The sequence below is a fragment of the Alkalihalobacterium elongatum genome, from assembly GCF_019024285.1.
Taxonomy (GTDB): domain Bacteria; phylum Bacillota; class Bacilli; order Bacillales; family Bacillaceae_F; genus Alkalihalobacterium; species Alkalihalobacterium elongatum.
Genome location: NZ_WMKZ01000026.1, coordinates 55287 through 64934 on the forward strand (window position 1 = coordinate 55287; position 9648 = coordinate 64934).

Sequence of the window (9648 nt, forward strand, 5' to 3'; positions counted from 1 at the left end):
TGAACAAAATTATTTGATTCTTAATCTCTTAGGTGAAATTAAAAACCAAAACAGGCAGTGATTAAACTTATTGGGGTTTCGACATCTAATTTAATAATGTAATCCAAATTCAACAACGTTCTTTAACAGGATTTGGTTAATTCATATGGGCATTTCTGCAGCGCAGCAGGAATGCTTTTTAAATTTAAAAATAGAACAATACAAATTATGGGTAAAAAGTGTTTGCAGGGGAGTTTTCAATCATCTCAATAACAAAAAGTACCGTGATGACGGGTTTTGGAATTACCAACTTAAGCGTTTTATATATATACTAAACATTTTTGTTTAAAAATTTACATAATATAATAAATGGAATACAATATAGAGGAAGGTGGTGTTAGGATGGATAGTACAGCCTCCTCGACTCGAGAGCAAATTTTACAATTGCTAAAAAAACATAAAAGTCTAACTGTCGCAAATCTAGCCAGTCATCTAGGAATAACTGAAATGGCTGTTAGAAGACACTTAGGGACGTTAGAAAGAGACCAAGTTGTTGAAACGAAAATGGTAAGGCAAGCCATGGGAAGACCGACGACCCTTTATTCATTATCGCAAGAGGGTGAAGAGTTATTTCCGAGAAATTATGCTTCACTCACACTAGGTTTCTTAAAGGATATAGAAAAAATTAGTGGAAAACAAATGATCGATGAATTATTTGAGTTACGAAAGCAGCGTATGAAAGAAGAGTTAGAAGAGCGCTTCAAAGGCAAGAACTTTGATGAACGTATTAAAGAATTAGCTGATGTTCAAACGACAAATGGATATATGGTTGAATGGGAGAAGTCCGATGATGGCACGATCCACTTCAAAGAATACAATTGTCCCATTTCTCAAATTGCTAAGGAATATCCAGTTGCCTGCGCTTGTGAGCAATCGCTATTTCAAGAGCTGTTAGAAACAGACGATATTGAATGCGAAACATGTATGGCTATCAATGAAACACCACATTGTTATTATAAAATTAAAGCTCAAGATAAAAAGAAATAGCGAAAAGAAGTATGGCCGATGCTATACTTCTTTTTTGTATTTATCCAGTCTATAATATGAAAATAAAGATAAGGTGCATTTATGGGTGCCAGGCACCATAAAACAAAAGTAAAGGGGTTCTTATGAAAAATTATAAAGGTTTTTTAATTGATTTAGATGGAACGGTTTACCGTGGTAAAGAACGAATTGAAGAAGCAGTGGATTGGATTAATCGAATTCATCAATCAGGTTTACCATACTTATTTGTGACGAATAATTCATCAAAGACACCTGAACAAGTGTCCCATACATTGAATCAAATGGGAGTTCAATCGACGAGCGATCACGTGTTTACAACAAGCTTAGCAACAGCCAACTACATAGCTGAGATTAATAAAGCATCCAAGGTATTTATGATCGGTGAAGTTGGTCTGCAAGAAGCGCTGCAGTCCAAGGGGCTCGAAATTACTGCAGAACAAGAAGCTGATGTTGTCGTGATGGGCATTGATCGCGCTATCACATATGAGAAATTGGCTCAGGCATGCTTGCATGTAAGAAAAGGAGCAACTTTTATTTCGACGAATGGCGATAAAGCGATACCGACGGAGAGGGGACTTCTGCCTGGAAATGGTTCGCTTACGTCAGTGGTTGCTGTTTCTACAGGAGTAACACCTACATTCATTGGAAAACCCGAATCAATTATCATCGAACAGGCATTACAGCAATTGGGTACGAGTAAAGAAGAAACATTAATGATAGGCGACAACTACGATACGGATATTATGGCAGGGATAAAAGCGGGGATTGACACGCTGATCGTTCATACTGGTGTTACGTCAAAAGAAGATTTAAAACAAGTTGAACATCAACCAACCTATTCACTCACATCGTTATCAGAATATGTGTTTGCAGAAGAATAAAAGAATAAAGGTATTAATAAACGGTGCCAGGCACCTTTAGCTCAATACAGTGCTAAAGGTGCCTGGCACCCATTTTTTATTCACAGTTTGCGGCGCGGTGTGCAAGTCGACTAGATGCTGCGGCTGCAATTGCACCGACAATATCATCTAAAAACGTATGGCATTCTTTGGATTCCTTATCATTTAGTTTCTCAAGGATACCAGGTTTTTGTTTATCGATGTACCCGTAATTTGTAAAACCAATCGAGCCATAAACATTAACAATTGACAAAGCAATAATTTCATCGACACCATATAATCCTTCATCGCTTTGAATAATACTCAATAGTGGTTCCTCAATTAGGCCTTTTTCAGCCAGTTTGTCTAGTTGTATCCCTGTAATAATCGCATTTTGTACTTCTCTTTTTGAAAGAACACGATCAACGTTCAACTTACACTCATCAATATCTAAATTTGGATGATATTTCACTTGTAAGAAGTAAACAAGATCGGCAATATCATCTAAGGAAACTCCTCGTTCTTCTAGCGATTTTCTTGCTACTTCCTCGAGGTTATACTCTTCCTTCATCTACATCACCTCATTTATAATTTCAGCACTAGTTGTCCATCTTTCCTGGTAACCTTCATAAAAAATCGTTGCCCGCCGTAAGATTAAAGACACAGACGGAACATAGCATTAACCAGAAACCAGATACCGATAACAACATCATTATGCTTCATAGAGACCCACATTATGAGGATCTCAACTGTTACACGCTTAAAAAAAATATCCAGATACTATTTATTGTATGTTGGTCTTCTAAAAACATACTTGTCATAAATACAACGAGCCCAATCCTTAGTTACACTTTTTTAAATATAGGTCATAGACTATATTATGAAGTAGGCTGACGAGGAGTGAATAAAACATGTTTGAGCGCAATATCTACGACTATTATCAGCTGTACTGTGAGGAACGGTTCATGTTAGGCGATTTTGAAGGCTTTGAAGCGAAGCAGGAATATTATGTATTTGTCCCAATTCAATTTACCGCAGGCCAAACCATTCAAGATATGGTATTAATGTCGGAGCATCTTAAAACAAATGGAGAACAAAGTATAGCAGAGGTAATTCCAACGATTCGGAACCAATCCATTGCTTTAGTAGATGGGGTTGAAGGATTTTTATTTAAGCTTCCTAGCGGTCAAAATGAATGGAGAGGTGAAGGAGAAGGGATTGGTCGAACGCTAGCTTTCTTTCACCATAAGGGGAGTCGTATTCAGTCTGTGCGCCATTCAACCACGAACTATTATGGACACTGGAAACTAATTTGGGAAAAAAGACTAACCCAATTAGAGCAATGGTATCAAAGAATGTTACAACAACTACCTCAAACAGAAGTTGATGAAGCATTTGTAATGAGTTTTCCCTACTATATGGGGTTGACTGAAAATGCCATACAATACGTTGCAGATAGTGATATTGATGAACCTTATCGAGCCAATGAACAACCAGTTATTTGCCATAACAGTTTTAGAGAAAATTCATGGCTTTCTTCACCAAACACACCAGATTCTTTAATAAAGCTTCCATCGAATTTTATTATCGACCACCCAAGCCGAGACGTGGCAGAATGGATTCGAAGTGAATTTCATGGAGAGGAATTTTCAGAAGAAAATATCGTTTCATTTATTTATGATTATGAAAGTGTAACCCCGTTAAGTTCTTATGCATGGCGAATGATTTATGCCAGATTGTTGTTCCCGTTAAACTACTTTGAAACGTTAGAAAATTATTATGGCACTCAATTGAAGGAAGAACGAATGTATTACGGGGAAACTTTTTTTAACTTGATTGACCGAGAACAAAGAAATCAAAAATTTCTCACCGAGTTTTATGATTTGATGGAAAATAGTCAAATGGTCGCGCGGGTCCCAAGGGTTGATTGGCTCCACTATTTATGAGAAGATCGGTTAAAAAAGGTAGGAAATTATAAATGAAGCCATATATTTTTATTACGAGAAAAATCCCAGAAAACCTTTTAACTGAACTTTATGAAGTTGCGGAAGTCAAGATGTGGGACCATGAAGATGTCCCTGTTCCTAATGATGTATTAAAAAAGGAACTGGAAAAAGCTGACGCGTTATTTTCTCTCGTTTCAGACCCGATACGCTCCGAACAGTTAACCAATTGTCCTAATTTAAAAGTAATTGCAAATATGGCAGTGGGGTATGACAATATTGATGTTAAATTAGCAACAAGTAAAGGGATTGTTGTTTGCCATACGCCAGATGTGCTAACAGATACGACTGCGGATTTAACATTTGCGCTATTATTAGCTACAGCCAGGAGAATTCCTGAAGCTACGCGTTATATTTCAAATGATGAGTGGAACCAATGGAGTCCTTACCTTCTTGCAGGAACGGATGTCCATCATAAAACTATCGGTATTGTCGGTATGGGACGAATTGGCGAAGCCGTTGCAAGGCGGGCGAAAGGGTTTGATATGAATATTTTATATCACAACCGCTCACGAAAAGAGGAAGCTGAACAAAAAATTGGGGCAAAGTATTGTACTTTTGAAGAATTGCTGGAGCAATCGGACTATGTGGTATGTTTAGCACCGCTGACGCCTGAAACGAAGGAGTTATTTGATGAACAGGCGTTTCAACAGATGAAAAGCTCGGCTATTTTTATTAATGCATCAAGAGGTGGATTGGTTAAAGAGCCAGCTCTGTTAGAAGCGTTACAAAAAGGGATTATAAAGGGAGCAGGCCTTGATGTATTTGCAGAAGAGCCAATCCGAGCAACGCACCCACTAGTTCAACTTCCGAATGTTGTAGCGATACCTCATATTGGAAGCGCTACGGTTGAAACGAGAGATGCAATGGCTAAGATGACAGTTCAAAATATCACGAGATACCTAAAAGGAGAACAACCGATTGCCGCTGTCAATTTAAAAGAATTAGGAGTGTAGAATGTCTCACCAAATCGAATGTTGCTTTATTAATCGATTAAACGGAAGTGAAGCGATTTTTTCCGATCTTGAAAAAAGAAAAGATGTTAACGTACAAACGTTTAGTTGTATCGGTAACTGTCATCGCTGTGCAGAAGAATTTCATTGCATGATCGGTGGAGAACGATTGACAGCATCAACCCCAGAGCAATTATATGAAAAAATTATTGCGAAACTAAAATAGAAGGCGAAGGACGGTCATTAGGACCTGTCCTTCCTTTTTTTGTTTTTTACCAAATGTTGTTGCTCTAAAAAAACAGAAAATGTTAGTTTCGCCGATATAATTGATTTTGCGCCGATAAATCTCAAGTTACGCCGATATATTCAAAATTGCGCCGATATATTTAAAGAGTTCGCCGATATATTCAAGGTTACGCCGATATTTCTGATATACAGTAGTAAAAAGGTGCTGTTAACGAGTAATAATTTCATCAACCCTCCAAATCAGCAAATTTAATACTCGATCTTCATCCTTTTGCCCCAACTTTTTGTGAAAAGTGAAATTTTACAAGCCTAAAGACTTTTCTAAAGGAATCGCCCAAAACTACATATTAATCATTCATAAAGTTCATATTGTTCATCAATTCTTTATAATCGAAACGAGCACAATGTGTTAGAATTATTTTAATAGAAAAATAATTCAAATAAACCCTTGTAAATTAAAGGCACTAGAATTATAATGTCCTTTATAGATATACATTTGTTTATTCTGGATACACATAAAAAGAATAAAACCAATGTTGAGGAGTGGGGAATGTGAAAGGGATTTCGATCGGATTACTTGGTCTAGGAACGGTTGGTTCGGGTGTTATTAAAATCGTTGAAGGACATCAAGAAGAGCTCATGCACCAAGTCGGATGTCCAGTGACAGTTGGTAAAGTGCTTGTCCGCTCTCTTGAAAAAAAGAGAAACGTAGAAATAGATGAAAATAAATTAACCGAAAATCCAGATGAGGTTATCGACAACTCTAATATTGACGTAGTTATCGAGGTTATGGGGGGAGTAAAAGAGGCAAAAGCCTTTATTATTCGTTCGTTACAAAATAAAAAGCATGTCGTTACAGCGAATAAAGACTTAATGGCTCTACACGGGGCAGAGCTGCTCCAAGTCGCTCAAGATAACGGCTGTGACTTATACTATGAGGCGAGTGTTGCAGGGGGCATACCGATCATCCGTAGCTTATCAGAAGGGTTAGCTTCTGACCGAATTACAAAAATGATGGGGATTGTGAATGGAACGACGAATTTTATTTTAACGAAAATGAGCAAGCAAGGCAGCTCATATGAGGAAGTTTTAAAAGAGGCTCAAGAGTTAGGGTTTGCTGAAAGTGATCCTACATCTGATGTTGAAGGCCTCGACGCAGCGCGAAAAATGGCAATCCTAGCAACATTAGGCTTCTCCATGAACGTTAAGCTAGAAGATGTTGTTGTTCGCGGGATTACAACGATCACTCAAGAGGATCTTCACTATTGCGACCAGCTCGGCTATACGATGAAATTAATTGGTTTGGCGGATCGGAATGAAGGTCGAGTTGAAGTTAGTGTGCAGCCAACTTTATTACCAAGTGAACATCCATTAGCGTCAGTAAATGATGAGTTTAATGCCGTTTATGTGTACGGAGAAGCAGTAGGTGAGACGATGTTCTACGGACCTGGAGCTGGTTCATTACCAACGGCCACAGCTATCGTTTCTGACCTCGTTACAGTGATGAAAAACATGAGACTTGGAGTTACAGGAAGAAATGTCATTGCTCCACTTTATAATAAAGAATTAAAAACAGATGAAGAAATAAAATCCAAATATTTCTTGCGTTTGCATGTTGTTGATAAGGCAGGTACATTCTCGGCGATTACCTCATTGTTTGCACAACACGGTGTAAGTTTTGAGAAGCTTTTACAATTGCCAATTAAAGAAGCAGAATTAGCAGAAATCATTATTATCACACATACGACAAGTAAAAAGACATATGAAGAGATTTACCAAGCATTAAACGACCTAGAGGTTATTCAATCTGTTGAAAGCAGTTACCGTGTTGAGGGGGGAAAGTAATATTATGAGTAAGTGGAAAGGTTTACTAGAAGAATATAAACAATTTTTACCGATAAATGAAAATACACCAATGCTGTCATTACGAGAAGGAAATACTCCACTGATTCCATTAGAAAATCTTTCAAAGGAATGGGGAGTGGAAGTCTATGTAAAAGTAGAAGGGGCTAACCCTACAGGTTCTTTTAAAGATCGTGGAATGGTCATGGCTGTTGCCAAAGCAAAAGAGGAAGGTAGTAAAACAATCATTTGTGCTTCTACAGGAAATACATCAGCTGCTGCAGCTGCGTACGGCGCTCGTGCAGGTCTTCGTTGCATCGTAGTTATTCCAGAAGGCAAAATTGCTTTAGGAAAGCTTGCGCAAGCTGTTATGTATGGTGCTGAAGTGCTTGAAATTAAAGGGAACTTTGATAATGCTTTAGATATTGTTCGAAAAATTAGTGAGCAAGAACCGATCACACTCGTAAACTCAGTCAATCCATATCGTATTGAAGGTCAAAAAACGGCTGCCTTTGAAATTTGTGATGCTCTCGGGCAAGCACCAGATGTATTAGCGATCCCAGTTGGAAATGCAGGTAACATTACAGCGTACTGGAAAGGCTTCAAAGAATATAACGAACATAAGCAAACGGGTCTTCCAGAGATGCGTGGTTTTGAGGCTGAAGGTGCTGCTGCCATCGTGAAAAATGAAGTGATTGAGGAACCAGAAACGATTGCAACAGCGATACGAATTGGGAATCCAGCGAGCTGGAAGCAGGCGGTAGCTGCTGCAGACGAATCAAATGGAAAAATTGATTATGTAACAGATGACGAAATTTTAGCAGCATACAAACTGCTCGCTAGCAGAGAAGGTGTTTTTGCTGAACCAGCATCATGTGCTTCCATTGCAGGACTTATGAAGCAAATCCAATCAGGTGAAATCAAAAAAGGTTCGAAAGTCGTTTGTGTGTTAACAGGAAACGGACTAAAAGATCCTACAACAGCGATGGGGACAGTTGAAGTAAAACCTGTTGTTCTACCAAATAGTGAGGAAGCCTTTATGGAACACATTAAAGGCGGTGTCCACCAATGAGCTTAGAGAAAATGCTCATTACGGTTCCTGCAAGCTCTGCAAATTTAGGGCCAGGCTTCGATTCAATCGGTTTAGCGGTCAACCGTTATTTAACATTAAAAGTTCAACCGAGCGATAAATGGCGTTTTCATTCCAATTCTCCAGAGCTAAAAGGTGTTCCTGAAGGAAAAGAAAATCTCATTTACGAAGTTGCAGAACACATCGCCCATGAGCTAAGTGGTGACCTGTATCCTTGTGATGTTGAAATGGTCAGCGATATTCCCCTAGCTAGAGGATTGGGGAGTAGTGCAGCAGCGATTGTTGCTGGCATTGAGTTAGCTAACCAACTATTACAGGCGAATTTAACGACTGATGAAAAAGTAAGGTTTGCAAGCCTGTGGGAAGGTCACCCTGATAACGTAGCACCATCGATTTACGGCGGATTAGTTGTTGGAAGCCATAGCGCAGAGCGAACGGATGTCGTCTATTGTGGTGTACCTGAAATTGATCTTGTTATGCTCGTACCTGATAAGGAACTGCTAACGAAAAAAGCGAGAAGTATTTTACCTGAACAACTGCCATTTAAAGATGCTATTAGAGGCAGTGGTCTTGCAAATGTCTTAGTGGCTGCAATCATGCAAGGAAATTGGAAGTTAGCTGGACAGATGATGACGCGTGATCTTTTCCATCAGCCCTATCGACTACCACTCGTGGACGGGTTAGAGGATGTAATGAACTCAATCCATGAATTAGGTGGGTACGGTGCTGCTTTAAGTGGGGCTGGGCCAGCGATCATTTGTTTTACAGAAAAAAATAAAGGTGAAGTATTAAAGCAAAAACTATACGAGAACTACCCGTCGTTTTCAGTGGAATTAGTTCAACCTGCGAACGAGGGAGTAAAAGTGGAACACTTTCAATCATCGGTTACTGAAAGATAAAAAAAAGATCCCCAATCTTGGGGATCTTTTTGCATACATTAAAATACTTGCTCGATTTCTTTTACGCCTGGTACTTCTTCTAAAAGAGCGCGTTCGATACCAGCTTTTAATGTGATTGTTGAACTTGGGCAAGAACCGCAAGCTCCTAATAGACGAACTTTTACTACACCTTCGTCATCGATATCTACAAACTCAACGTCTCCTCCATCACGAAGAAGGAAAGGACGAAGCTTATCTAGTACTTCTTCAACTTGTGCACGCATTTCTTCACTTGCCATTTATAACACTCCTTTCTTTCCTCAATTATAATATCCATTCACCAAAAAATCTATGATTGTGCACTGTAAATCCTGAATTTCCAATTTTTCAATAGTGTTAACAGCTGCTTACCCCATACGGAGAGGCTCCAGTCCATACGCCCTGAACAGGCCCCTTGCGCTTTTCTCTGTCTAGCTCCAGGGTCCATCGGCTCGAGGTCGCTTCGGTCCATCAACGTGTCCAAAGAAACGGACACTTTTGCTGGCCCTCCAGCGCTTGTCGCCGATAAGCAGGCCCCTTGCGCTTTTCTTTGTCTAGCTCCAGGGTCCATCGGCTCGAGGTCGCTTCGGTCCATCAACGTGTCCAAAGAAACGGACACTTTTGCTGGCCCTCCAGCGCTTGTCGCCGATAAGCAGGCCCCTTGCGCTTTTCTTT

At 39.3% G+C, this 9648-nt stretch carries 11 protein-coding genes; 8 read left to right on the top strand and 3 right to left on the bottom strand.

All coding sequences use genetic code 11. The annotated features are described in order from the left end of the window. Positions 1 to 381: 381 nt before the first annotated feature. Together GKP30_RS18915 and GKP30_RS18920 are read left to right on the top strand one after the other, a co-directional pair. Positions 382 to 1026, top strand: a complete 645-nt coding sequence (locus GKP30_RS18915) for a helix-turn-helix transcriptional regulator (protein WP_216831035.1) — start codon at positions 382 to 384, stop codon at positions 1024 to 1026. Positions 1027 to 1148: 122 nt separating this feature from the next. Next, the gene (locus tag GKP30_RS18920) at positions 1149 to 1925 is read left to right on the top strand and encodes a TIGR01457 family HAD-type hydrolase (protein ID WP_216831036.1); all 777 of its coding nucleotides are present in this window, start codon (positions 1149 to 1151) and stop codon (positions 1923 to 1925) included. Positions 1926 to 2001: 76 nt separating this feature from the next. Here GKP30_RS18920 and GKP30_RS18925 read toward each other — a convergent pair whose 3' ends face one another. After that, positions 2002 to 2493 carry a phosphatidylglycerophosphatase A family protein gene (locus tag GKP30_RS18925; protein WP_216831037.1) on the bottom strand — a complete coding sequence of 164 codons (492 nt, stop codon included), beginning with the start codon at positions 2491 to 2493 and terminating at the stop codon, positions 2002 to 2004. A gap of 340 nt (positions 2494 to 2833) precedes the next feature. Between GKP30_RS18925 and yutH the strand changes: the two genes are divergently transcribed. The 6 genes from yutH to thrB all read left to right on the top strand — a co-directional run bounded on the left by yutH (position 2834) and on the right by thrB (position 8955). Further along, positions 2834 to 3868 carry a spore coat putative kinase YutH gene (yutH, locus tag GKP30_RS18930; RefSeq protein ID WP_216831038.1) on the top strand — a complete coding sequence of 345 codons (1035 nt, stop codon included), beginning with the start codon at positions 2834 to 2836 and terminating at the stop codon, positions 3866 to 3868. A 32-nt stretch (positions 3869 to 3900) separates the two neighbouring features. After that, entirely contained in the window at positions 3901 to 4881 is a 981-nt protein-coding gene (locus GKP30_RS18935) for a 2-hydroxyacid dehydrogenase (protein WP_216831039.1), read from the top strand. A gap of 1 nt (position 4882) precedes the next feature. Further along, complete coding sequence (locus GKP30_RS18940) at positions 4883 to 5104, top strand: DUF1450 domain-containing protein (protein WP_216831040.1); 222 nt, start codon at positions 4883 to 4885, stop codon at positions 5102 to 5104. Between the two features lie 572 nt (positions 5105 to 5676). Continuing rightward, complete coding sequence (locus GKP30_RS18945; protein ID WP_216831041.1) at positions 5677 to 6969, top strand: homoserine dehydrogenase; 1293 nt, start codon at positions 5677 to 5679, stop codon at positions 6967 to 6969. A 4-nt stretch (positions 6970 to 6973) separates the two neighbouring features. Then, positions 6974 to 8038 (top strand): threonine synthase, encoded by a 1065-nt coding sequence (gene thrC, locus GKP30_RS18950; RefSeq protein ID WP_216831042.1) that lies wholly within the window; start codon positions 6974 to 6976, stop codon positions 8036 to 8038. Then, positions 8035 to 8955 carry a homoserine kinase gene (gene thrB, locus GKP30_RS18955; RefSeq protein ID WP_216831043.1) on the top strand — a complete coding sequence of 307 codons (921 nt, stop codon included), beginning with the start codon at positions 8035 to 8037 and terminating at the stop codon, positions 8953 to 8955. Before thrC ends, thrB begins: the two co-directional genes overlap by 4 nt. A gap of 38 nt (positions 8956 to 8993) precedes the next feature. Here the strand turns inward: thrB and GKP30_RS18960 are convergent, their stop codons facing one another. Then, entirely contained in the window at positions 8994 to 9233 is a 240-nt protein-coding gene (locus GKP30_RS18960) for a NifU family protein (RefSeq protein WP_216831044.1), read from the bottom strand. Between the two features lie 50 nt (positions 9234 to 9283). Next, a complete protein-coding gene (locus GKP30_RS18965; RefSeq protein ID WP_216831045.1) occupies positions 9284 to 9592 on the bottom strand; it encodes a hypothetical protein in 309 nt (102 codons plus the stop codon). Positions 9593 to 9648 lie beyond the last annotated feature (56 nt).